The following is a 23,053-nucleotide window of genomic DNA, read 5'->3' as shown; positions in this document are numbered from 1 at the left end:
GGCAGCTTTTGTTTCTACCAGTGCAAAGGTACGGAGCGCAGGTACGGGGTAGCGCATAAAGGGTTGCGGCTGCTGCCGTTGGGCTGCCTACCTTTGTAGTATCCTTTTGTGCTTTCTATGACTTCTTTTTCCGACCTCGGCCTCGCGCCCTCGCTGCTCCAAGCCCTCGAAGAGCTGAATTTTACCGCTCCTACGCCCGTGCAGACGGAGGTAATTCCAATGGCCCTGGCCGGCCAGGATGTAGCGGGCCAAGCGCCCACCGGCTCGGGCAAAACGGCCGCCTATGGCCTTTCCGTGCTCCAGCACATCGATGTCACCCAGGATACCATGCAGATTCTGGTGCTGGTGCCCGCCCGCGAGCTGGCCTTGCAGGTGCGCGACGCGCTCAAGAAGCTAGGCAAATACATTCCAAATCTGCGCGTTACGGCCTTTTATGGCGGTCATGCTATGCGCGAAGAAACGCAGTCGTTGAAGCAAACGCCCCATGTGGTAGTAGCCACGCCCGGCCGCTTGCTCGACCACTTAGAGCGCCGCACTATTATTCCTAATCAACTTAAAACCTTGATTCTGGACGAAGCCGATAAGCTCCTCGAACTAGGTTTTCAAGATGAGTTGGTCGAAATAATCAAACGTCTGCCTCGCCGTCGGCAGACGATGCTGTTTTCGGCCACGATGTCGGATAAAGTACTGAATCTGATTCGGGCTAACCTGACCCGGCCGCGCGTGGTAAATGCCGGCGAGGATACCGATGAGCTGCCCGAAAACCTGACGTTGCTGGGCCAAGTTGGTCCTATTGAGAAAAAGCCGGCCGCATTGCTGCACTTACTGCATCAGCCCGAAACTGGCCGCGCCCTCATTTTCTGCAACACCCGCGACCGGTGCGTCGAGCTGTCCCGCTTCTTGGTGGGCCGGGGCGTGGCCGCTGAAGTATTACACGGTAAAATGCCCCAGCCCGAGCGCGACAAAGCGCTTATGAAGCTACGCAATGGCTCGGCGCAGGCCTTGGTAGCCACTGATGTAGCCGCTCGCGGCCTCGACGTGACCGCCCTCGACACCGTTATTCAGTACGACGCCCCCGACAAGGCCGATTCTTTCCAGCACCGCGCCGGTCGTACGGCTCGCGCGGGCGCCGTGGGTACGGCTCATATTTTGGCTACTCCCCACGAGCAAAATCACGTGCAAAAGTGGCCCGTGGCTGAAAGCATCAAGTGGAAAACGATGCACGCGCCAGCTTTGCCCCCCGCTGCGCCGAAAGCGCCGCGCCCCGAAAATGTTACGCTTCACGTATCAGCGGGCCGCAAAGACAAGGTGAGCGCCCACGATTTGGTAGGCACCTTTGTGGCGCACGGCGGCTTGGAGCGCGACGCAGTCGGCCACATCGAAGTATTCGATCACTACAGTTACGTGGCTGTACCTCGCCAGTTTGCCCAAGATGTAGCGCAGCGCGTAACCGGCGCCAAAGTAAAAGGACGCAAAATTCGGGTCTCCGTGGTGCTGTAGTTTAAGCTAGATACTCCTTGAGATGGCTGTTTCTTTTCTTCGTTCTAATAGGTGCGGGTGGTTGCTCCCGCAGTGATGATGCTTTGTTAGACCGCTTACAAACAGCCATACGGACAGGACCTTCACTTAAAGAAGCTGACTACCGAGTTGTTGATTTAGCCAAGTTGACCGATTTTCCTTGGGACACACTTTACTTCTTCCGAGGAAGCTATGATTTAAGCCAACGGGATGTCAATCGATATCTTGGCTTTGACTGGGATAGCCCACCATTAGACAAAACTCGGAATCGGATTCTCTTTGTCTATCAAGGACAGGTTGCAGCCTATGCTGATTGCGATTCCTACGAAAGAGTGAACAACAATCAGAAAGGGAGTGCCCTCTCTATGGTAGCATGTCCTGAAGACCTTGCTCAAGTTTTCGTTTGCACCAGAGCTAATTCTAAATTAGCTGTATTTGCACATGTGCGCGAGCAGGATACGAGCTACGCCTGTATTCCAGCAAGATGTGCGTATGTCATAATAGAAGCATTTAGAAAGCAGAAATAACATGCTACTAAACCAATAGTAAAGAATAAACTGGCGGCTATTTATCTATAATCTTGCTCGCTTCTACTCCAAAGCTCCTTTTCATCTGTAGCCAAAACCGCTGGCGTAGCCTCACGGCCGAGCGTTTCTTCGACGATCATCCTCATTACGAGGCGCGCTCCGCAGGTACGGAACCGGGCGCGCGGGTGCGTGTCACGGCCGGGCATTTGGGTTGGGCCGACATCATTTTTGTGATGGAGCGTCGTCATACTGACCGGCTGCGCGCCAAATTTGCCCCCCAACTGGCCGGCAAGCCCGTCATCTGCCTGCGCATTCCTGATGATTATCAATTTCAGGATCCAGCGCTTCAGCAGTTGCTGCGGGAGCGGCTCCAGCCTTTCTTGGCGGATCTTTAATGGGCATTCTTTGAAGGCAAACCTTGGTTACGTTAGAACTAGAAAAACCCATCAAATGACTCCTACCGACTGGCTGACCGTTGCGCAACGCTTGCAGGCGCTTGCCCAGGCAGGCTTAGCTTATGCGCCCAATGCCTTCGACACCGAGCGTTACCAGGAAGTACACGCGTTGAGCCTCCAACTGATGGCCAGCTTGGCCGACGAACCAGTAGCGAAGCTTCATGCGCTGTTTGCCAACGAAGCAGGCTACCCTACTCCCAAAGTTGACGTGCGGGCGGTGCTGTTTCGCGGCACCGACGAAATCCTGCTCGTACAGGAAAAGATTGACGAAAACCGGTGGTCGCTGCCCGGCGGCTGGGCCGATGTGGGCTACACACCATTTGAGGTAGCCGTAAAGGAAGCTTGGGAGGAAACGGGCCTCAATACCCAGGCGGTACGCTTACTGGCTCTATTCGATAAGAAGCAGCATCCGCACCCACCGCAGCCCTGGTACGTATACAAAGTGTTCGTGCTGTGTGAGATAGTGGGCGGCAACCTCCTAGCCGAAACACCCGAAACGTCGGGTGGGCGGTGGGTACATCGCACGGAATTGCGCCACCTTCCCTTGTCGACCAACCGGGTCACCCTGTCTCAGCTGGAACAGATGCTGGACTTTGCCCAAAACCCCAATCTGCCTACCCTCTGCGACTAACAAGTGGGGATGGAGTGAGCAGTGAGAATGCTGTCGAGTTGGTCTTTTTATATAGCCTAGAATAAAAAAGCCCCCCAGTTCAGCTACAAACGCCACACGTGCGTACACGAGGCCTGTTTATTTACCTGAACCCTCATGAGCTACGCTATTTTTTTGGCCATTATCGGCGGCCTTCTCTTTCTATTTTACCGCTACATCACCCGCAACTCACGCGTACGGACGGAGGCATTGGCCGAAGAATTCCCCGTGGAGTGGCGACGCATACTGATGGAGCGCGTGGCCTTTTATCTGTCGCTCACCAAAAATGAGAAGCTACGGTTTGAGAGATCGGTGCAGGTTTTTCTGGCCCAAACGCTCATCACCGGCGTTCAAACCGAGGTAGATGACACCACTCGGGTGCTGGTGGCCGCTTCGGCTATTATTCCAGTTTTTGGGTTTCCCGATTGGGAATACGGCAATCTAAGTGAGGTGCTAATTGTGCCGGATGCCTGGCGCGAAGCCCGCGACCCAAACAAGGAAATGACACCATTGCAAGGTCAGTTACTGGGTAGCGTACGCAATTTCCAAACGTCTCATTACATGCACCTTTCCAAGTCTTCCTTAGAGCAAGGCTTTAAAGATTCATTGGACAAACAAAACGTTGGTATCCACGAGTTTGCTCACCTCCTTGACCAGGCCGATGGCGTGATTGATGGCGTGCCTTCGATGGCTTTGCCCCCGAACTGCTCCAGCCCTGGGCCGAAGTTATGCAGCGTGAAATTGAGGCAATCCGGGATGGGAAGTCCGACATCAACTCGTACGCGGGCACCAACGAAGCAGAGTTTTTTGCGGTTGTGACGGAATACTTTTTCGAGAAGCCCGAGAAGCTTCAGGAAAATCACCCGGAGTTGTATCAGCTGCTTAGCCGAGCGTTGCGCCAAAACCCCAAGAAGCGTTTTCTGCGGTCCGCCATCGACCCGCGCGAATGGCTGAAAACGCTGCGCAGTCGGCGCAAGTTTGGTCGTAACTCTCCGTGCCCGTGCGGTAGTGGCAAGAAGTACAAGGATTGTCATCTGCTGCAGGAACAGGCAACAGCCGCATAAGCCTTTATCTGGCAATAGGTTGGATTTCACGTTAAGCTGCTGCAGGTACTTGTCGGCTAGTCATTACTTTAGGGGCATTACTCCACCCACCTCTGTCCCTATTCCAGCATTTATGAAAAAAACGCTCTTCACCGGAATGGCCGGCGTTGCCCTCGGCGGTGCCCTATGGTCGTGTGCACCTACGGCCAAAACGCCCCCCACAGCCAGCACTGCCACTGAAACACCCGCAGTAGCGCAGCCAACTGCGCCCGACTGGCGTGCTCAGGCTGATGCTTTTTTACAGCAGTATTCCACTCAATACCAGCGTCTTTACACGCAGTCATCCGAAGCGGAGTGGCGCTCCAATACCCACATTGTACCCGGCGACACGACGAACGCAGCCGCTACAGCCCGCGCCAATCAAGCAATGGCCGCCTTCACCGGCAGTACCGAGAATATCACCCGTTTGCGGGAACTGCTCGAGCACCAAGCGGACCTGAGTGAGTTGCAGGTCAAGCAGTTGAAAGCGGCCCTGTATAACGCCGCCAACTCGCCCCAAACCATTGCGGACGTAGTCACGCGCCGCATCAAAGCTGAGACGGCGCAGGTGGAAAAGCTATATGGCTTCGATTACAAGTATCAGGGTAAGTCGGTGACCACCAATGACATTGATGAGGTACTGCGCAAGGAGAAAAACCCGGTCAAGCGCCAAGCTGCTTGGGAAGCCAGCAAAGCCATCGGGCCTACACTAAAAGAAGGCTTGCTGAACCTGCGCGGCCTGCGCAACGAAACGGTAAAGGCCCTCGGCTACCCCGATTATTTCACTTATCAGGCTTCGGACTACGACCTTACGCGCGAGGAAATGATGCAATTGGTGCGTCAGATCAATGAGGAGCTACGACCCCTTTACCGCGAGCTGCACACCTACGCCCGCTACGAACTGGCCAAAAAATACGGCCAGAAGCAGGTGCCCGATTATCTGCCTGCTCACTGGGTACCCAACCGCTGGGGTCAGGACTGGAGTTCGATGGTCGATGTGAAAGGCTTGAATCTGGATGCTGTATTGGCAAAAAAGGGCGCTGAGTGGCAAGTCAAGCAAGCTGAGCGCTTCTACCAGAGCTTGGGGTTCGCCGCTTTGCCCCCCAGCTTCTACGAAAAGAGCAGCCTGTACCCCTTGCCCGCCGGGGCCAACTACAAAAAGAATAACCACGCTTCGGCCTGGCACATGGACCTGGAGAACGATGTACGCAGTTTGATGAGTGTGGAGCCAAACACGGAGTGGTATGAAACGACCCACCACGAGTTGGGCCACATCTACTACTCCATGAGCTACACGAACCCCGAAGTACCGGTGCTGCTGCGTAGTGGGGCCAACCGCGCCTACCACGAGGCAATGGGCAGCCTGATGGGCCTGGCGGCAACGCAAAAGCCTTTCCTGGTTGGCCTGGACTTGGTACCTGCTTCGGCCAAAACCGATCAGACGCAGACCTTGCTAAAAGAAGCGTTGAATTACGTGACGTTTCTGCCGTTTGCTTCGGGGGTGATGAGCGAATGGGAAAACAGCTTCTATGCCGAGAATTTGCCCCCCGACCAGCTTAACGCGAAGTGGTGGGAGCTGGTGAAGAAGTATCAGGGCATTACGCCGCCTACTGCTCGCGGCGAAAACTTCCTCGACCCAGCCACCAAAACCCACATCAACGACGATCCCGCGCAGTACTACGATTATGCCCTCTCCTACGTCATTCTGTTTCAGCTTCATGATCACATTGCCAAGAAAATTCTGAAGCAGGACCCGCACGCTACCAACTACTACGGTAGCAAGGAAGTGGGCACTTTTCTGCGCGATATTATGGCGCCTGGTGCCAGCAAAGACTGGCGTACGGTGCTGAAAGACAAAACCGGCGAAGACTTATCCGCCCGTGCTATGGTCGATTATTTCCAGCCTTTGATGGCGTATTTGAAAGAGCAGAACAAGGGGCGTAAATACACGATGTAACGCTACCTAAATCAGCCCTAAAATGCTTTTGCAATTCTATTGGGGGGCTTTTTTTGGTATTCCCAGAGATTTTACCTCCCGCTTGCCTCGCTAAAAGCATCAAAAAAAGCCTGAGCTAAACGCTCAGGCTTTTTTTGATGCTTACTTCATCTAATAATTCGCCTCTTTGGCGGGCAAGTCGATCAAAATAAACTGGGCGTCCTTCTCAGCCCGAATTTCTATTACGTGCTCATCGGTTAGGCGGGCTTGGTCGCTGGGGCCGATTTCGGAGCCGTTGACGTAAATAGTACCCTGGCGCACGTAGATAAAAGTATTACGGATGGGAAAGGTCTTGAAAGTAATCGTTTTTTCGGCGTTCAGGTTCGCCCAATATACCGTCGAGTTGGAGTTCATGTACACCACATCTTCCAGTACTTTCTGCCCCGATACCAGCGGCACTAGCTCATTCTTGCTATCCAGAAAGTCGAGGTCTTTTTGCTCGTAGCTCGGGCTCAGCCCTTTCTGATTTGGGATAAACCAGAGCTGATAAATGCGTAGCTCCTCGTCCGTTTCGTTGCGCTCCCCGTGCGCCAGGCCCGTACCGGCCGTCATCCGCTGTACTTCACCCTTCTTAATCACGGCCCGATTACCCATGGTATCCTCGTGCGTTACCTCGCCGCTAAGCACCAGAGTCACAATTTCCATATCGGAGTGCGGGTGCTGCGGAAAGCCGGAATTAGGTGCGATAGTATCGTCGTTGAACACGCGCAGAGGACCAAAATGCATGTTATCCTTGTCGTGATAATCAGCGAAGGAAAGCAGGAAGTAACTGCTGAGCCATTGTACGGGTGCGGCGTGGTGGCGCTCGGTGGCGGGGATATACTTAAGCATAGGGGCAACGTTGGGTTGATGGCGATGCTTGCGCATACGCGAGCCAGCGTTGGTAAGTTAACTTCAGGGCTTCGAGAAGCACTGGGGGCTTTTTTAGGCATAAAAGCCTCCATCTGCTGTAATAGAGCATTCATCACAAGAAGGCAATTATTCCTTTCTTAGAGGTATGAAAACCATAGCTGACATCGTCTTACTGGGTGACCCGCGCCTTTATGAGCAGTGCGCTCCCGTAGTGGAAGAAGAATTACCACTGGTGGCCGGCTGGGTGGCCGACCTACACGCGGTGATGGAAGATATTCGGGCTACTTACCATTTTGGGCGTGGCATTGCCGCGCCGCAAATTGGCGTGATGAAGCGCCTGGTGTACCTGCACCTCGATGGGCAGCCTCGCGTGCTGCTGAATCCGGAGCTGGTAGAGCTAAGCCCTACCATGTTCGAGCTGTGGGACGATTGTATGAGCTTTCCTAATCTGCTGGTGCGCGTCCAACGCCACCAGCAGGTAACCGTACGCTATCGCGACGAACACTGGCAGCCGCAAACCTGGACCGTGCACGATGGTATCTCTGAGCTGCTCCAGCATGAGTGCGACCACCTCGACGGTATCCTCTGCACCATGCGCGCCCTCGATCCGCTGTCATTCCGCTGGCGCCCCACTCCTGCTTCTGCCGAAAGCACTTCACGTATGGGCTAACTGAGTAATAACCACTTATGATGAAATAAAAAGGCACGAACCAAGATTGGTTCGTGCCTTTCATATACCAATTACGGGTGAAGGAGCGCTTATGCTTTCTTCAACGTTGTCATCTGTTGCTGCAAGTCCAGCACGATGCTGGCCAAACGGTTGAGTGAGAGGTCGGCAATAGGGAACGTGCTGCTGATGTAAGCTTTGGCTTCCCAGATTTCGAGTACATCCTCTACATCAATCTCATAGGGCGAGTACACCGGGTTATCGGAGTGCAGTGACAGCATTGCACCCTGCTTAAGACGATTGAAGATGCGCTTAAACACGATGCCTTCCTTGCCGCTTACCACCACGCAGGGCGTGCCGTCCTTGATAGTCAACCAGTCGTCGACATAGCGCCCCACGATAACGGTACCCGAAGCAATTGGCAGCATTGAGTCGCCCTCAATTTCGAAGGCGCGGTACGTACCACCTGAGCCCAGCATCGGCAAGCGAAACTTGGGCAGCTCTTCAATGAATTCAGCGTCGGCGTAGCCGTTGAGATAACCGGCGCTGGCCTTCAACGGCACCAGCTCGATATTCTCATTCTGGTCTTTATCAACGGTCAGGGCCAGTACGCGCAGGCGGTCAGCGGGACGGGGCGGCTCGGGCACTTGCAGCGCAGGATCGAGGTGACGCATCGCCGCTTTCGCGACGCTCTTTTTGCTAAAGTCAGTGGTTACGAGCGCGTCCAGCGTAATGCCAAACAAGCGAGCCATGTTCACGAGGGTCGTGAGCTTAGGCTCTGCGCGACCTTCCTCGTAGGCGCCCACCAAAGAGCGTTTTATAGTTAGCTTCTCGGCCATTTGCGCCTGGGTGAGGCCCAGCTCACGGCGCCAGAATTTTAAGTTCGTGTTGATCATCGCTAAAGAGAGGCGGGAAAGGCTTCGACATCAAAACATTACCGGCTCGTGAAATTAGTAACAAGCAAGCAGCTTTACTAATTCAATTAGCTATTATTTTTTTGAAAAAGACAGTAAGCTAGGCCGTTGACCATGATCATATTGTGCATAGACAAGTATAGCAAGTGGGAGCGCCCCTTGCGCCAAGAGTATCTGTCGCAAACGATAATTTTTCTTTAAATAGATATACCAAAATATTATCGGATCGAGTTTTCAGCTTTTAGTTTATACCTCTCCAACTTATTCTATATATGCGGTTTAAGTGGTTATTGTGCTGGGCAGGATTGGTAGGGATCGTACAAATAAGCGCATCACAAGCGCAATCTGTTCCGGTGGGTAATGGGCTGAAGGCGGTTTACTATCGTGGTGAAAACTTTGAAGAACCAATTCATACGCGCATAGACCCCGTTATTGATTTCGATTGGAAGGAGGAATCACCCGCGCCTGGTGTCCCGGCAGATCATTTCTCGGTTCGCTGGACGGGCAGGATTTACGCGCCAGCCACAGGCGTGTATACCTTCCGTATTATTGCCGATGATGGGATGCGGGTGTGGGTTGGAGGGCGGCAGCTGATGGAGGAATGGCGACCCCAACAAGCATTGGTAGCAACAGCGCGTGTGCGCCTTACGGGGGGCAAATTTTACTCTATACGGGTAGATTATTACCAAGAGGGAATAGAAACACGGGCTTTCTTGGGTTGGGATTTGCCGGTCCAGGAACCCGCTTTCTCGCCCGATGATCTTACGAGAGAAGGCCGCAGCCGAACCGGTTTTTTTGGCAAGCCTGTCGCAACGCTAGTGCCAGTACAACGGCGTTTCTTATTTACTCCCGTGCCTTCTGTGGTACGCCCGCTTGTGGCGAAGCCTGCAAAATCTAAATTACCAGACGCTGAGAAGGTTGAGAAGACGAAAGTAACTGTATCCAAAGCCGTTGTAGCCACGCCAAAGCCACCACCCCAGCGGCCTGTGCGGCGTGTTGTGAAGCCGATACCAGTCTTGCCGCGACCTACTCCTGCCCCACCATTAGTTTCTGTGCCTGCGCCTACTCTGCCTACCGATTCGCTGCTTACGCTGGCTGCGTTGCCGGTTGGCACCATCGTGCCCTTGCACCAATTATACTTCACCCGCGGCACCGCCAACTTACTGCCCTCTTCCCGACCCGAGCTGACTCGTTTGGTTCGGGCGCTTCAGGCGCAGCCCGAGCTGAATCTGGAAATCCGAGGCCATACCGACAATGTGGGTGACTCCATCCTTAACCGCCGACTCTCAGTGCAGCGTGCGCGCGTCGTGCGGGCCTACCTTGTGCAGCGCGGGATTGATTCACTTCGCCTCACTACCCAGGGCTACGGCGGTACCCGTCCCGTTGCCGATAACCAAGACCCCAATCAGCGTCCGCGAAACAGGCGGGTAGAAGTAGTGCGGCGGTAACGTAGCAAGCTGGAATAAGCCAGTTACAGGCGGGGCAAGCTTGACGATTCATTTTCTTGAAAACGGCCTTATTTAGCCGTCTCCACGCAGTCGCTTCTGGTAATGCACGGCCAGCCTTAATTTAAAGTAATCGTGTTTTTCGCGCAGATGATCAAATAAATCGCGCAGCAGTGGCTCGCCGCCGAGCTGGTCGCGGGCAGTTTGGATTTCGGCAAACTCATCCATCGTCAGAAACTCCTCCAGTCGAATCTGGTAGCCTTTGGCATACAGCGTTTCGATATGGGCGCGCACCGTGCCGGTACTCAGACTTCGCTGCTCGGCAATGGCCTCCACACTCAACCCCACCCGGTGCAGCTGAAACGTGGTTTCGTGCGTATCGCCGACCTCACGCTTGCGCGGAGCGGGCGTGGGGGGCATTTCTTCCAAGTTGTCGGCAATGTCGGCGTACGTGGTGGTGCTGGAGTCCGGTGCGCCGCCACCCCTATGCTCCAATATTTCCTTGATGAACGCCTCGCCGTAGGTTTCAAACTTTTTCATACCCACGCCCGAAATAGCTAGCATAGCCACCCGCGACACGGGTTTCTCAGCAGCCATTTCCTCCAGCGTGGCATCCGAAAACACCACATAAGGCGGCACGTTTTGCTCGTCGGCAATGCGCTTGCGCAGCTGCCGCAAACGCTCATACAGCTTGGCTGTCGCATCGGCAGGCTTCGTGGCGGCTTGCGCTGCTTTGCGACTGGCACGAGTGGGTTTTTCGGCCTTTTCGGCGGGTTTAAACTGCTTAAGCGGCAGCTGACGCTGGCCTTGCAGCACCTCCTTGCCTAACTCTGTGATTTTAAGCGCATAGCCCTCTTCGTAGGCAATGTAGAGCAGGCCGTCATTCAGCATTTGATGCACGTAGCTGTACCAATCCAGATAAGGCAAATCAGATCCGGCGCCGTAGGTTTTTATCTGGTCGTAGCCGCCGCTGAGCACGGCTTGATTGCGCATACCGCGCAGCACGTCGATGAGCAGACCGATGCTGGCCCGTTCCCGCATCCGAACTACCGCCGACAGTGCTTTCTGGGCGATAAGCGTGCCGTCGAAGGTGGTAGGTGGATTGCGACAAATGTCGCAGTTACCGCAGTCGGTGGGCAGAATTTCGCCAAAGTAATTCAGCAGAATTTTGCGGCGGCAACTGGCGGCTTCGGCAAATTGCTGCATGCGCTCCAGCTTGGTCAGGTTTAGCTGGGTAAGGTTGGGGTTGTCTTTAGTGAGCATTTCCCGCAAGCTCATCACGTCGCTGAAGCTATAGAAAAGCAGCGCCGTAGCATCCGTCCCGTCTCGGCCGGCCCGACCAATTTCCTGGTAATAGCCCTCGATATTTTTGGGCAGGTTGTAGTGGATTACCCAGCGCACATTGCTCTTATCAATGCCCATCCCGAAGGCGATGGTGGCAATAATCACCTGCAAATCATCCTTCAAAAAGCCTTCTTGCACCGCTGAGCGCTGGTTGGGCGTCATGCCGGCGTGGTAGTGACCGGCGCGGTAGCCCTTAGCAATGAGCTTTTGCGAAAGGGTTTCGCACTGTTTGCGCGAAAGGCAATAGATAATGCCGGGCTGGTCGGGGTGACGGTCTAGAAACTCCAAAATGCCCCCCACGCGGTCTTGGCCAGGCCGCACGATAAGGTTGAGGTTGGGCCGGTCGAAGCTGGCCACGAATACCTGCGGATCCTGCAGGCGCAGCTGCTGCTGTATATCGCGCTGGGTAAGGCGGTCGGCGGTAGCGGTGAGGGCAATAATGGGCACCTGCGGAAACTGTTCACGCAGTAATCGTAGCTGGGTGTACTCCGGCCGGAAATCGTGGCCCCAGGATGAAATGCAGTGGGCCTCATCAATCGCAAACATGCTGATCTTGAGGCGTTGCAAGAATTGTAAGAAGCCGGGCGAGAGCAGCTTTTCGGGGCTCACATATAGTAGCTTCAGATGGCCACTCATGCAGGCTGCCCCAATGTTGTTTTGCTCGCTCTGTCCGATGCTGCTGTTGATGCCCGCCGCCGCAATACCGTTGGCCTTGAGTGCCTCTACCTGATCTTTCATCAAGGCAATCAGCGGCGACACCACCACGCACACGCCCTCGCTCACCACGGCTGGCACTTGAAAGCAAACCGACTTACCGCCCCCCGTAGGCATAAGCACTACCGTATCGCGTCCGCCCAAGATAGAAGATATAATCTCCTCTTGCATAGGGCGAAACGTATCGTATCCGTAGTATTTCTTTAGGACTTGCCGAGCAGATTCTAAGGTCGGCGAATAGGTTTGGGGGGCAAATAACATGTGGTAAAAATACGCCAGCTAGGCGGGAGTTGAAAGGCGCCGGATCGGATAAACAGACTAAAGCGCCGCGCCATTCAGCATTGGTTTGTGAATGGCTATTGCTGCGCGAGTCATGTAACGACCACGCTCGTAAGCGCAGTTCCGATGAGCAACACAAGATTCGCTTCGGGCTAGTGGGGGGCTTTTTTAAGAAGCGTAAGCCCAAATTGTATTCGCCGCAAACTCAATCCTGTATTACCGCTTGATCCATAATCTGCGTAGAAAGGGTCATCTCATCCCGTACCTAAAACAATTGACAATGAGCCAGTCCCGTACCTACGCCACCCAGAACCAAGAAGCTCAAGCCGTGCTCGACGCCCTCAGTCGCTGCGTTGCTGCCTGTGAAATGTGCGCCGACGCCTGTTTAAGCGAAGAGGACACCCAAATGATGGTTCCCTGTATCCGTCTCGACCGCGACTGCGCCGATATATGCCGTCTTACTGCCGCTTTCATCGCCCGCGGCTCCGACCATGCTCAGCATGTCCTACGCGAGTGCATCGAGATTTGCCAGAAGTGTGCTGAGGAGTGCGGCCGCCACAGCCACGACCATTGCCAGCAGTGCGCTGAGGCTTGCCGCGCTTGCGTGGAAGCCTGCCGGAGCTATCAACAGTAATTTTATAGTATTGTCATCCGGACGCAGCAAGGACCTTCTCACCTAAGAACGGTTGTCATAGCAACAACTTGTTCAAAAGTGAGAAGGTCCTTCCTTCGTCAGGATGACAGATGGGTTTGTATTTAGCGCATCAGCTCCAACACCATCGCGGTTTTGGCTGGCACCTGAATAGTCGTGACACTATTCAGCGACTCATTGGTGAGAACATTGCGGGCTTTAGTAAAGCCATTCATACGCTCGGAGAAGCGGGCCGTAGGCATTGCGATAGGCTTATCGGTGGCATTGGTGGCGACCATTACAGTGCCCTTGTCGTCGTAGCGAAAGTAAACGTAAAGGCCATCTTGAGGCAGATACTGCATGAGTTTACCGGAGTGCAGCACGGGATGGTCGCGGCGGTAGGTGGCCAGGGTGCGCACGAACTGGAAAGCTTCGTTTTCTTTCTGGGTGCGGCCCGCGGCAGTAAACTTATCCTCCTTGTCGCCGGGCCAGCCCCCAGGAAAATCTTTGCGCACCTCAGCGTCGGTGGGGTTTTTAAGATTCTTCATCAGAATCTCGGTGCCATAGTACATCGATGGAATGCCGCGGGTGGTAAGCAGCCAGGTCAGCCCCAATTTATACTTGTTGTAGTCTTCACCTACTACCGATAGAAACCGGTCGTGGTCGTGGTTGTCGAGGAAGGTCACAAACTTGGTTGGATCCTGATACACTGCATCTTGGGCCAACGCTTCGTACATACGCTGGGGGCTACCATCGTGCTTCAGGCCGTCCACCATGGCGCCTTCCAACACGAAGTCTAGCCCGCCCGGCTGGTTCGACTTAAACTTGAAATCGATGTTGTTGCGCACGTAGTACGCCTGATCGACCACATTATTCACCGATGACTCTCCGAAGATGTGAATGCGCGGATATTCGGTGAGCAGCGCTTGGTTGCAGCGGTTCATAAACGGCTGGTCATTATACATGTAGGTATCAATGCGCCACGCATCTACCCCAAAGTTCTCCACTGACCAGATAGCGTGCTGAATTAGGAAATTGGCCACGTAAGGATTCTCCTGATTCAGATCGGGCAGGAAGGGCACAAACCAGCCATCGAGGGTAATCTTCTTGTCTATCTGAGAAGAGTACGGGTCGGTGATGGGCTGCTGCCGGTAGGACGTGTTGGTGTAAGAAGGCCACTGGTGGAGCCAGCTTTTCATCGGTAGATCCTGGATAAACCAATGCGTGTTACCAATGTGGTTATACACAGCATCTTGCACCACTTTCATACCAGCCGCGTGAGCTTTTTCGACGAAAGCTTTGTAGGCAGAATTGCCCCCCAGACGGCGGTCCACGTTGTAATGATCTGTAAAGCCGTAGCCATGATACGAGGCGCGCATTGTGCCGCCCTCATTGGTTAGGGGCTGGTTATTTTCAATGACGGGCGTAAACCACACGGCCGTGATACCCAGATCTTTAAGATACGAGAGGCGCTGTGTGGCGCCCGCCAAGTCGCCGCCGTGGCGCAGGAAACCATTGCTCCGGTCATGGTTGGGGTCGCGCATATCGGCAAACTTGTCGTTGCTTGGGTCGCCGTTGGCGAAGCGGTCGGGCATCGCCAAGTAGATAAAGTCCGCCTGCGTGACCCCCTGCCCTTTCGGCGAGTTATCGCGGGCTTTTAGTTCCCAGGCTTGGGTTATTGTCTGGGAGCCTTTTTTGCCCACGATTTGCACCCTACCAGGCTTGGCTGAACTCGCAATAGTCAGGTCCAGAAATGCATAATTCGGGTTCTCAACGGTGTTCGTTTTCACCAGCTTCACGCCTGGGTAGGCAATGCTGTAGGTAAGCGTACCGGCATTAGGACCGTGCACCAGCAGCTGGAGTTTCGGCTCCTTCATGCCCACCCACCAATTGGTTGGGTTCACTCGTTGAATGGACGGCGTTTGGGCAGCCGCCCATAGGGGAACCAGCAGCACCAGCAAGAGCAGGTTTGAATAGAGTTTTTTCATGTTGGACGGTGGGATTTTAGGCAGAAAAGTAATTGGCAGCATGGGGTGACGTCTACTAACAGTCAATGTAAGAAAACATCAGAACGTCATGCAGAACGCAGTGAAGCATCTCGCATGCTAATCAGGATTAGTATTCCTACACAAGCACGCGAGATGCTTCACTGCGTTCTGCATGACGCTTTGGTAAAAAATTTTATGAGTTGGTTTACTACTCGGGGCGAGCTACGCGGCGCGAGCCTTGATAGAGTTCGTACTTCAGCAAACGGCAGTCAATGGGGCCGTTGAAGAGAGGGATGCGGCGGGAGGCTTTTAAGCCCACGCGCTTAGCTGCATCTAAGTTGCCAGTGAAAATATAGGCGTCGTAGCCTTGGAAGTTCGTTTTAAGCGTGTCGCCGATCATTTTATAGAGTTCGGCCATTTGCTCTTCTTCGCCAATACGCTCACCGTATGGCGGGTTCATGATTACAAGACCCGGATCCCCTTTCGGCGCTTTCGCCTCGCGAACATCGCGTACAGCTAGCCGGATATAGTCTTCCAAACCAGCAGCTTCCACGTTCTGACGAGCCAGCTCTAAGAACTCAGGGGAGATATCCGAGCCGCCGATATAGGCTTGTGGTTCTTCAATCTGAGCATTGCGGGCGTCGAGCTGCACCGACTCCCAGAGGGCGCGGTCAAAGTCAGGCCAGTTTTCGAAGCCGAACTTGCCCTGGTGATACAGGCCGGGCGCGATGCGCTGGGCAATGAGCGCCGCTTCAGTCAAGATGGTGCCCGAGCCGCACATGGGGTCAATGAGCGTCTTTTTGCCATCCCAGCCAGTGAGCAGCAACAGACCAGCAGCTAGCACCTCGTTCAGCGGGGCCGCGTTCGTCTGCTGCCGGTACCCGCGCCGGTGCAACGACTCGCCCGAAGCATCGAGCGACAAGGTTACTTCGTTGTCCAGCATGTGCAAATGCAGCCGGATATCGGGCTTGTTTACGTCCACGCTAGGCCGCGAGCCGGTACGGTCGCGAAACTGATCCACAATGGCATCCTTCGTTAACTGGGCCACGAAAAGGGAGTGCTCAAACGTGGATTTGTTCACTACGGCCGTGATGGCGAAGGTTTGGTCGGGGCGGATGTAGCGACTCCAATCAACGCGGCCGACTTCGCGGTAGAGGGCTTTTTCGTCGGGAGCGTAGAAGGCGGCGAAGGGCTTGAGGATGCGCATGGCCGTGCGGCACCACAAGTTCGCCTCGTAGAGCAGCTGCTTGTTGCCCATAAATTCGATGGCGCGGCTGTGCACCTGCTCAATTTTGGCCCCCAGTTGCTCCAACTCTTGGGTCAGCACATCTTCGAGGCCAAACTGCGTGGTAGCCGTCATGAAAAAGGGTTCGTCGCGGCGGTTGTCGGCCATAGTCGGAGTTTTTTAGGGTGTGGGGGGCAAAGGTCGAGAAAAGCACCGTCAGAACGACAACTCTTGGCGTTGCATCGTGCTTCGCGCACTATTTCTATCTTTAAGGCCCACAACTTTCCCCTTCCTGCCCGCAATGGCTGTCCCAACGTCTACCTCCTCTCCCGCTGCCACCGGCGCGCCCGCCACTACCCGCAGCTTCGTCGTGCCCATGATGGCTATGACGGCCCTATTTTTCCTCTTCGGGGCCGTCACCAACTTCAACGACGTGCTCATGCCTTACCTCAAGGACGTGTGTCAGCTCACCGACTTGCAGTCGTCGTTGGTGCAGTCGGCTTTTTTTGGGGCTTATTTTCTGATGTCGCTGCCGGCTGGCTTTGTGCTGAAGCGCCTCGGTTATAAGAATGGTATTGTGCTGGGCTTGCTAGTAATGGCCTGCGGGGCGCTGCTGTTTGTACCCGCAGCTAACTCGCGCACATTTGCGCTGTTCCTCACCGCTTTGGGATTGCTAGGAGCCGGTATTACGCTGCTGCAAGTGGCGGCTAATCCGTACGTTTCGGTATTGGGCCCGGCGCGCAATGCGGCAGCGCGAGTGAGTATCGTGGGTGTCGCCAACAACTTTGGTGGCGCTTTATCACCCCTAGTCGGAGGCCTGATCTTATTTGGTGGCTCGGTGGCCCTAAAGGCTCAGTTAGCAGCCTTGCCAGTGGCCCAACGCCTTGACCAAGAGGCTCAACTGGTAAAAGGCCCATACTTGGGCTTGGCTGCTTTTCTGGTCGTATTAGCTGGGGTTTTCTTTCTGTTGAAACTCCCTGAAATTGAGAGTTTGCCCGCTGAAGAGTCAGCGCAAAGCGCTGACGGGCAAGCCACCACTCGCACTAGTGCGCTGAGCTTTCCGCATCTGGTGCTGGGCGTCGTGGCCATTTTCGTGTACGTGGGCGTTGAGGTTGGGCTAGGTTCGTTTCTCATCCGGTACGGCGAGTCGCAGGGGATTCAGCAGTTGAGCAACTTCACTCAGAATCTGGTGCAAGGACTGAATGTTGCGACTAACTACGCTTTAGTGTTCTTCGGCCAGGAGCCTGCTCCTATCGACACCTCGGGGGCTTTACTAAAGCTGTGGGCGCGGTACTGGTATCGTCTTATTGGTTTGGCTCGTTGGTGGGTCGGCTGGTGGGCATTCCGCTGCTGCTGCGCTTCCACAACCGCGGTATGCTGATTGGAGTGTGCGCCGCCGCCGTGGCGCTGGTAGTGGCCTCCATTCTGACCACGGGTGAAGCAGCGTTGTGGCTGATTGTGCTGTGCGGGCTTTGCAACTCCATTATGTGGCCGGTCATTTTCCCATTGGCTATCAATGGTTTGGGGCAATTCACCAAGCAAGGCTCGTCCTATCTCATTATGGCCATTGTGGGGGGCGCCATCATTCCACCCCTGATGGGCTGGCTGGCTACCGACGGCGGTGGGCTGCGTGTGGCCTTCGTTGTGCCTGCGCTTTGCTATGCGTATCTGCTGTATTACGCCGTGAGTGGCTACCGGGTGCGGTAACAAATCGGCGTTAGCGCTTGGCTGCTGGGGGCTTTTTAGCAGCCGCGGCGTTACTTTTACCGCAGCATTACCTTTTGCTTTCTCTATGTCTTCGGCCTCCCTTCTCGAACACGACGTTTCTCTCCGCCCCTACAACACCTTCGGCATCGATGTCAAGGCGCGTCTGTTTGCCCGCTTTCGCAATGTAGACGAGCTGCGCGCTTTGCTGGCTTTGCCCGAGGTGCAGCAGGCGGACAAGCTAGTACTTGGCGGCGGCAGCAACCTGCTTTTCACGCAGGATTTCAACGGCGTAGTACTCAAAAATGAGATAGCTGGCCTTGAGATAATTGATCAGGAGGAAGACACAGACACCGCGCTGGTGCGCGCTGGGGCGGGCGAATCGTGGCACGGCATGGTGCAGTATGCACTGCAGCAGAACCTGAGTGGCATTGAGAATTTGTCCTTAATTCCAGGTACGGTAGGCGCCGCGCCCTTGCAGAATATCGGCGCCTACGGGGCGGAGCTACAAGACACGTTTGACCACCTCGAGGCGCTAGAAATTAGTACGGGCCGCTTGCGCACGTTTACGCGTGAGGAGTGTGGTTTTGGCTACCGCGAAAGTGTATTTAAAGGCCCACTCAAAAACCAGTTTATTGTGACCAGCGTGGTTCTGCGGCTCCAGCGTCAGCACCGGCTCAATATCAGCTACGGTGCCCTGCGTACCACCCTTGCCGATATGGGCATTGAAGCTGACCCGACGCCTCAGGATGTAAGCGAGGCCGTCATCCGCATCCGTCGCAGCAAGCTCCCCGACCCGGCTCAGATCGGCAATGCTGGCAGCTTTTTCAAAAACCCGGAAATCTCTCAGCACCGCTTCGACGAGTTGAAAGCCCAATATCCCGCCCTACCGGGCTACCCCGTTCCTGGCGGCGTAAAAGTACCTGCCGCCTGGCTTATTGAGCAGTGTGGCTGGAAAGGTCGCCGCTTCGGCCCCCACGGCGTGCATGAAAACCAAGCGTTAGTGCTAGTGAACCACGGCGGCGCGCAGGGGGCAAATATCCGGGATCTGGCCCACGAGATTATTGCTTCGGTGCGAGAGAAGTTCGGTGTGGAGCTACACCCGGAAGTGAATATTATGTAAGAACAAAATTCCCCTCCTCAGATGAGGAGGGGACGCTGGGCCGCAGGCCCGGCTGGGGTGGTTGGCTCGGTGCTGATGTTGTTTAGGTGAACGAAACACCAAGCCTTCAAAAAGCGGTCATGAGCATCGTTCTTTTAAACAACTAAACAACGTCCTCAACCACCCCCGCTTTGGCTTCGCCAAAGCATCCCCTCCTCAGACGAGGAGGGGAGCTGGTCGTTCTTACAGAAGGAGGTGGCTACTTCAGCACGGCCACCGTTGCCCCATCTCCGCCACGTTCGGCGTGCTCGTCGGCGACGCTGGCTACGGAGCGAACGGAGCGTAAGTAGTCGCGCGTTATTTGACGCAGTACGCCGTTGCCGCGGCCGTGCACGAACTTAATTTCAGAGATGCCGAGCATCACCGCATCGTCGACGAAGGCCATGACTTTTTGCAGGGCGTCCTCGGCCCGCTCGCCGCGCAGGTCGAGGTTGGGGCTGAAGTTGGCCATGCGGCCGGTTATGTCCATACCGGAACCCTGGGGGGCATTTCGCTCGGATTTCTTCTCCCGCTCCTTTATTTCGGCGCGGCCCAGCTTTTCGAGTTGCGCAATCTTGACAATGGTTTTCATGCCGCCAAACGACACTTCTGCCGTCTTGCCTTTCAGACTCATGATTTCACCGTAGCCATCCTGCCCGATGAGAGCCACTTTATCGCCAGGTTTGAGGGTGGCAGCATCGGCGGTTTCGCGGGTCGCACGGGCTTTGGGCGGCTCGATTTGCAGCTCCTTTTTCACGTAATCATCCAGCTTCTGGCGAGCTTGTTTGGTTTGTTCCTTATCGGCCTGGGCGGTGCGGATTTCCTGGATGGTGGCCTCGATTTGCTGGTTTGTATCCTTGAGCAGCAGCTTGGCTTTGGCCTTCGCGTCGCGCAATACATCGAGGCGGGTCTCCTCCAGATGGCGCTTGAGGTCCTGGTATTCCTGGGCAGCTTTTTTGAGGCGTCGCTCCTGCTTTTCCGCTTCGGCGGAGCGCTGTTCGAGGTCGGCTTTTTCCTTTTCCAGACCTTCCAACAGACGGTCGTAGCGAATTTTGTCCTTGCCCACAAGTTGGGTAGCCCGCTCCACGAGTTGGGCCGGCAAGCCAATCTTACGCGCAATTTCAATCGCAAACGACGAGCCCGGCTTACCAATTTCCAGGCGATACAGCGGCTGCAAACGCTCGGGGTCGTAGCGCATGGCGCCGTTCACGATGCCGGGCGAGCGTTCAGCGTAGTTTTTTAGGTTAGTGTAGTGGGTCGTGATCACGCCGAAGCTGCGGGCGCGGTTGAGCTGATCGAGCACGGCTTCGGCAATGGCACCGCCCAAAGCAGGCTCCGTACCGGTGCCAAATTCGTCGATGAGCACTAGGCTTTTCTTGCCCGCGAAGAGCAGAAACTGCTTCATATTCAGCAGGTGTGACGAGTAAGTACTCAAGTCATTCTCCAAGCTTTGCTCGTCGCCGATATCGAGAAAAATATCCTCGAACACGCCCGCTTCGGAGCCGTCGCCGGCCGGAATGAGCAGGCCGCATTGCAGCATGTATTGCACCAGCCCCACAGTTTTCATGGCTACGGATTTGCCCCCCGCGTTCGGCCCCGAAATCAACAGGATACGTTGGTCGGGGTTTAAATCGATGGTCAAAGGCACCACCTCGCGGCGGGTCTCCTTGGGTTGCTCCCGAAACGTGAGATACAGCAGCGGGTGTCGCACCTTCTGCCACTTGATCAGCGGACGTGGATGCAGGGTTGGCAATGACGCTTCCAAACGACTAGCCAGCAATGCTTTAGCCCGAATAAAATCCAGCAGGCCAAGGTACTGGTACGCTTTGCGCAAATCCGGAATGTGAGGCCGCAGCTGGTCAGTGAGCTGGGTCAGAATGCGGATAAGCTCGCGCTGGTAAGCGTTTTCGAGGTCTTTGATGTCGTTATTTAACTCAAAAACCGCCTCTGGCTCAATGAATACCGTCTGGCCCGAAGCCGACTCATCGTGAATCAGACCTTTAACGCGGCGCTTGTGCTCGGCAATAACGGGCAGCACCAAACGCCCTCCACGAATGGTCGGCTCGGCGTCGCCGGGTATCCAGCCTTCGGTTTTGGCGTGGCGCAGGATGCCAGAAATTTGCTTGCGTAACTGGGCCTGGCGGGCAATCAGCTCCTGCTTTAGCTGCATGAGCAGCGGCGAGGCGTTGTCGCGCACCTGGCCTTCGTCGTCCACCACTTTGTCCATCGCCAGCAGCAGATTCCGGTCTACCTGAACCCCAATGCCTAGCAGGCGCAAGGTGGGATAAAGGGTTTCTTCGGCCTGGGTGAAAAAAGTCAGAGCTTGCCGGATGGTACGCAGACTCATTTTAACGGCAAAAAAAGCCGTCACCTCCAGGTACGCGCCGGGAATGCTGGCCCGCACCAAGTGCGGGTGCACATCGTGGTAGTGCTGGCTGGGGAAGTCGGCGCCCGACTGGAGCAGCACGCGGAACTCGTCGGCTTGGAGCAGCAGCTTCTGCAGTTGGTCGTGCTTGGTTTGGAACTGCATCTTGGCGACAAAATGGCGGCCTAAGGCGCTCAAACACAAGGATTCCAACATTTCGCGCAGCTGCGCAAACCCTATTTTATGTTCGAAATTGGAAGGTAATAGCAAAGAAAAAGCAGCAGTTGCTGTCTATAAGGTAAGAGTAGGTTGCGAAGATAAACATCAGCAGACGGCAGAAAGATTCGTGCACTGTAGTATAGAGATTAAAATGCAAGCTGCTATTTTGATTACTTACTCATACTGTGCGTTTTAAGCAGCAAGGCATAAAACACAAAAAAGCCCCCCAGCGCACTGCCGGGAGGCTTTTTGCAGAACGCAACCGACAGTCGCGGCTTACTTCTTCTGCTCGTTCACCGACCAATCATAGGTCATATAAGTGAGCGTGGCATCAGGGTTAATTTTCTGAGTTGCGTAACGGTTTATGGTTTTTTGAATGGAATTGTCGCCGTTGGCGAAATCTCCGGGATAGAAGTTGAAGATGCTCGATAGTTCGGGCTTGTCGGCGGGCGTGAGCTTATTCTTTGTCGGATCATTAATGAAGGTAGTAGCTTGCTCCTCAAGCTGCTCGTTGAGGCGGGCAGCTACGTAAGGTTCATTGCGCAGCTTGGGGCACGACATAGCGGCGCATACCAGCGCAAAGTGAATTCGCGGCTCATCGAACTTCTTGCGGATGATGCGCTGCTCAATGTCGTTGAGCGTGTGCTTGTCGTCGCCGAGGCGAATAAAAGGCTGATCCCACACAGTATTCACTAGCGTTTTGTCGCCGCCTAAATCCCGAATGCTCTTGAGCGGATAGGCCCGAATGACGCGCTGAATAGTGAAGGCATTATAGGCATTCAGCCAGTACGCCAAGCGCTCCGACTCACTCCAGTTGTCATTGGGCAGATTGTCACTGAGCGCCGTCAGATAAGTATTAAGTGTGACACTATCAGCTTGAAAGCCAGTATAGTCAACCATCCCCTGCTCATTTACGTGCTTCTTCAGCAACGCGTCCCACGGCTCGTGACTCACGGGGCGGCTGTCTTTAGAAGTAGGATTGAGCGGAGTAAAATAGCGCACATAGGCGCAGCCGCTCTGGCAGGCTGAGGTAAAAAGAAGCAGGCCGAATACGGCCGCGCGAAAGAGAATTCTCATGAAGGAGGAAAGAAAGAAGACATATTCAAGGTTGGACAAGATCTACGCGAAATACCCCTCTGTTGGGTTGAGGGGGGCAAAGTAATCGACAAATTCAAGGGAACAGCGAATAGAGTACGGCTGAGCTAAGCAAAACGCAGGTCCTCACTAACTACACTCCTCCTTCATTGTTTCTCTGCTGGTTTGTACAGAAAGCAGTAGCGCCCAATAACAATATAGCTCTGCCGTAAGTCTATGGTTGTGGCACACAGTTTACCCTAG

At 54.8% G+C, this 23,053-nt stretch carries 20 protein-coding genes; 13 read left to right on the top strand and 7 right to left on the bottom strand.

Going from position 1 to position 23,053, the window contains the following annotated elements:
• Window positions 1-117 precede the first annotated feature (117 nt).
• From EPD59_RS10835 to EPD59_RS10810, 7 genes are all read left to right on the top strand, one after another.
• Window positions 118-1,500 carry a DEAD/DEAH box helicase gene (locus EPD59_RS10835; RefSeq protein ID WP_133272800.1) on the top strand — a complete coding sequence of 461 codons (1,383 nt, stop codon included), beginning with the start codon at window positions 118-120 and terminating at the stop codon, window positions 1,498-1,500.
• Between the two features lie 17 nt (window positions 1,501-1,517).
• Window positions 1,518-2,045 carry a hypothetical protein gene (locus tag EPD59_RS10830; RefSeq protein ID WP_133272799.1) on the top strand — a complete coding sequence of 176 codons (528 nt, stop codon included), beginning with the start codon at window positions 1,518-1,520 and terminating at the stop codon, window positions 2,043-2,045.
• Between the two features lie 53 nt (window positions 2,046-2,098).
• Window positions 2,099-2,440, top strand: coding sequence for a low molecular weight protein tyrosine phosphatase family protein (locus EPD59_RS10825; RefSeq protein ID WP_133272798.1), 342 nt, complete (start codon window positions 2,099-2,101; stop codon window positions 2,438-2,440).
• Window positions 2,441-2,495: 55 nt separating this feature from the next.
• Complete coding sequence (locus EPD59_RS10820) at window positions 2,496-3,131, top strand: NUDIX hydrolase (RefSeq protein ID WP_133272797.1); 636 nt, start codon at window positions 2,496-2,498, stop codon at window positions 3,129-3,131.
• A 135-nt stretch (window positions 3,132-3,266) separates the two neighbouring features.
• Window positions 3,267-3,968 carry a zinc-dependent peptidase gene (locus EPD59_RS22480; RefSeq protein ID WP_262712941.1) on the top strand — a complete coding sequence of 234 codons (702 nt, stop codon included), beginning with the start codon at window positions 3,267-3,269 and terminating at the stop codon, window positions 3,966-3,968.
• Complete coding sequence (locus EPD59_RS22475; protein ID WP_262712940.1) at window positions 3,878-4,213, top strand: zinc-dependent peptidase; 336 nt, start codon at window positions 3,878-3,880, stop codon at window positions 4,211-4,213. The genes EPD59_RS22480 and EPD59_RS22475 overlap by 91 nt, the downstream gene beginning before the upstream one ends.
• A gap of 112 nt (window positions 4,214-4,325) precedes the next feature.
• Window positions 4,326-6,188: a M2 family metallopeptidase gene (locus EPD59_RS10810; RefSeq protein WP_133272796.1), complete on the top strand. Its 1,863-nt coding sequence runs from the start codon at window positions 4,326-4,328 to the stop codon at window positions 6,186-6,188.
• A gap of 150 nt (window positions 6,189-6,338) precedes the next feature.
• On the opposite strand, the gene EPD59_RS10805 is transcribed toward EPD59_RS10810, so the two are convergent.
• Window positions 6,339-7,058 (bottom strand): pirin family protein, encoded by a 720-nt coding sequence (locus EPD59_RS10805; protein ID WP_133272795.1) that lies wholly within the window; start codon window positions 7,056-7,058, stop codon window positions 6,339-6,341.
• A gap of 166 nt (window positions 7,059-7,224) precedes the next feature.
• Here EPD59_RS10805 and EPD59_RS10800 point away from each other — a divergent pair, with 166 nt between their 5' ends.
• A complete protein-coding gene (locus EPD59_RS10800) occupies window positions 7,225-7,749 on the top strand; it encodes a peptide deformylase (protein ID WP_133272794.1) in 525 nt (174 codons plus the stop codon).
• A gap of 89 nt (window positions 7,750-7,838) precedes the next feature.
• Here the strand turns inward: EPD59_RS10800 and EPD59_RS10795 are convergent, their stop codons facing one another.
• On the bottom strand, window positions 7,839-8,642 hold the full coding sequence (locus EPD59_RS10795; protein WP_133272793.1) for a LexA family transcriptional regulator: 804 nt from the start codon (window positions 8,640-8,642) through the stop codon (window positions 7,839-7,841).
• Between the two features lie 371 nt (window positions 8,643-9,013).
• Between EPD59_RS10795 and EPD59_RS10790 the strand changes: the two genes are divergently transcribed.
• Window positions 9,014-10,108 carry a PA14 domain-containing protein gene (locus EPD59_RS10790; protein WP_165963554.1) on the top strand — a complete coding sequence of 365 codons (1,095 nt, stop codon included), beginning with the start codon at window positions 9,014-9,016 and terminating at the stop codon, window positions 10,106-10,108.
• Window positions 10,109-10,180: 72 nt separating this feature from the next.
• Here EPD59_RS10790 and recQ read toward each other — a convergent pair whose 3' ends face one another.
• Window positions 10,181-12,424, bottom strand: a complete 2,244-nt coding sequence (gene recQ / locus EPD59_RS10785) for a DNA helicase RecQ (protein WP_133272791.1) — start codon at window positions 12,422-12,424, stop codon at window positions 10,181-10,183.
• A 298-nt stretch (window positions 12,425-12,722) separates the two neighbouring features.
• On the opposite strand from recQ, the gene EPD59_RS10780 reads away from it, so the two are divergent.
• The gene (locus EPD59_RS10780) at window positions 12,723-13,076 is read left to right on the top strand and encodes a four-helix bundle copper-binding protein (protein ID WP_133272790.1); all 354 of its coding nucleotides are present in this window, start codon (window positions 12,723-12,725) and stop codon (window positions 13,074-13,076) included.
• 122 nt (window positions 13,077-13,198) lie between these two features.
• Here EPD59_RS10780 and EPD59_RS10775 read toward each other — a convergent pair whose 3' ends face one another.
• Together EPD59_RS10775 and EPD59_RS10770 are read right to left on the bottom strand one after the other, a co-directional pair.
• Window positions 13,199-15,061, bottom strand: coding sequence for an alpha-amylase family glycosyl hydrolase (locus tag EPD59_RS10775; RefSeq protein WP_133272789.1), 1,863 nt, complete (start codon window positions 15,059-15,061; stop codon window positions 13,199-13,201).
• A 208-nt stretch (window positions 15,062-15,269) separates the two neighbouring features.
• Window positions 15,270-16,454 carry a THUMP domain-containing class I SAM-dependent RNA methyltransferase gene (locus tag EPD59_RS10770; protein ID WP_133272788.1) on the bottom strand — a complete coding sequence of 395 codons (1,185 nt, stop codon included), beginning with the start codon at window positions 16,452-16,454 and terminating at the stop codon, window positions 15,270-15,272.
• Between the two features lie 133 nt (window positions 16,455-16,587).
• On the opposite strand from EPD59_RS10770, the gene EPD59_RS10765 reads away from it, so the two are divergent.
• The 3 genes from EPD59_RS10765 (at window position 16,588) to murB (ending at window position 19,113) form a co-directional block, all read left to right on the top strand.
• Window positions 16,588-17,667: an MFS transporter gene (locus EPD59_RS10765; protein WP_133272787.1), complete on the top strand. Its 1,080-nt coding sequence runs from the start codon at window positions 16,588-16,590 to the stop codon at window positions 17,665-17,667.
• A complete protein-coding gene (locus EPD59_RS10760; RefSeq protein WP_133272786.1) occupies window positions 17,568-17,993 on the top strand; it encodes an MFS transporter in 426 nt (141 codons plus the stop codon). Before EPD59_RS10765 ends, EPD59_RS10760 begins: the two co-directional genes overlap by 100 nt.
• A gap of 85 nt (window positions 17,994-18,078) precedes the next feature.
• A complete protein-coding gene (gene murB / locus EPD59_RS10755; RefSeq protein ID WP_133272785.1) occupies window positions 18,079-19,113 on the top strand; it encodes a UDP-N-acetylmuramate dehydrogenase in 1,035 nt (344 codons plus the stop codon).
• Window positions 19,114-19,351: 238 nt separating this feature from the next.
• Here murB and EPD59_RS10750 read toward each other — a convergent pair whose 3' ends face one another.
• Together EPD59_RS10750 and EPD59_RS10745 are read right to left on the bottom strand one after the other, a co-directional pair.
• A complete protein-coding gene (locus EPD59_RS10750; protein WP_133272784.1) occupies window positions 19,352-21,766 on the bottom strand; it encodes an endonuclease MutS2 in 2,415 nt (804 codons plus the stop codon).
• A gap of 225 nt (window positions 21,767-21,991) precedes the next feature.
• Window positions 21,992-22,792 carry a DUF547 domain-containing protein gene (locus tag EPD59_RS10745; RefSeq protein WP_133272783.1) on the bottom strand — a complete coding sequence of 267 codons (801 nt, stop codon included), beginning with the start codon at window positions 22,790-22,792 and terminating at the stop codon, window positions 21,992-21,994.
• Window positions 22,793-23,053 lie beyond the last annotated feature (261 nt).

It is taken from the genome of Hymenobacter radiodurans (genome assembly GCF_004355185.1).
Classification (GTDB): Bacteria; Bacteroidota; Bacteroidia; order Cytophagales; family Hymenobacteraceae; genus Hymenobacter; species Hymenobacter radiodurans.
The sequence above is the reverse complement of the archived record's forward strand: the minus strand, read 5'-3'. Positions and strand labels throughout refer to the sequence as shown.

What these genes read in the sequence shown, in the direction of transcription:
- EPD59_RS22475 (WP_262712940.1), top strand. Translation starts at nt 3,878, where the DNA reads ATGCAGCGTGAAATTGAGGCAATCCGGGATGGGAAGTCCGACATCAAC.
- EPD59_RS10810 (WP_133272796.1), top strand. Translation starts at nt 4,326, where the DNA reads ATGAAAAAAACGCTCTTCACCGGAATGGCCGGCGTTGCCCTCGGCGGT.
- EPD59_RS22480 (WP_262712941.1), top strand. Translation starts at nt 3,267, where the DNA reads ATGAGCTACGCTATTTTTTTGGCCATTATCGGCGGCCTTCTCTTTCTA.
- EPD59_RS10800 (WP_133272794.1), top strand. Translation starts at nt 7,225, where the DNA reads ATGAAAACCATAGCTGACATCGTCTTACTGGGTGACCCGCGCCTTTAT.
- EPD59_RS10745 (WP_133272783.1), bottom strand. Translation starts at nt 22,792, where the DNA reads ATGAGAATTCTCTTTCGCGCGGCCGTATTCGGCCTGCTTCTTTTTACC.
- EPD59_RS10820 (WP_133272797.1), top strand. Translation starts at nt 2,496, where the DNA reads ATGACTCCTACCGACTGGCTGACCGTTGCGCAACGCTTGCAGGCGCTT.
- murB (WP_133272785.1), top strand. Translation starts at nt 18,079, where the DNA reads ATGTCTTCGGCCTCCCTTCTCGAACACGACGTTTCTCTCCGCCCCTAC.
- EPD59_RS10780 (WP_133272790.1), top strand. Translation starts at nt 12,723, where the DNA reads ATGAGCCAGTCCCGTACCTACGCCACCCAGAACCAAGAAGCTCAAGCC.
- EPD59_RS10770 (WP_133272788.1), bottom strand. Translation starts at nt 16,454, where the DNA reads ATGGCCGACAACCGCCGCGACGAACCCTTTTTCATGACGGCTACCACG.
- EPD59_RS10835 (WP_133272800.1), top strand. Translation starts at nt 118, where the DNA reads ATGACTTCTTTTTCCGACCTCGGCCTCGCGCCCTCGCTGCTCCAAGCC.
- EPD59_RS10765 (WP_133272787.1), top strand. Translation starts at nt 16,588, where the DNA reads ATGGCTGTCCCAACGTCTACCTCCTCTCCCGCTGCCACCGGCGCGCCC.
- recQ (WP_133272791.1), bottom strand. Translation starts at nt 12,424, where the DNA reads ATGTTATTTGCCCCCCAAACCTATTCGCCGACCTTAGAATCTGCTCGG.
- EPD59_RS10805 (WP_133272795.1), bottom strand. Translation starts at nt 7,058, where the DNA reads ATGCTTAAGTATATCCCCGCCACCGAGCGCCACCACGCCGCACCCGTA.
- EPD59_RS10775 (WP_133272789.1), bottom strand. Translation starts at nt 15,061, where the DNA reads ATGAAAAAACTCTATTCAAACCTGCTCTTGCTGGTGCTGCTGGTTCCC.
- EPD59_RS10795 (WP_133272793.1), bottom strand. Translation starts at nt 8,642, where the DNA reads ATGATCAACACGAACTTAAAATTCTGGCGCCGTGAGCTGGGCCTCACC.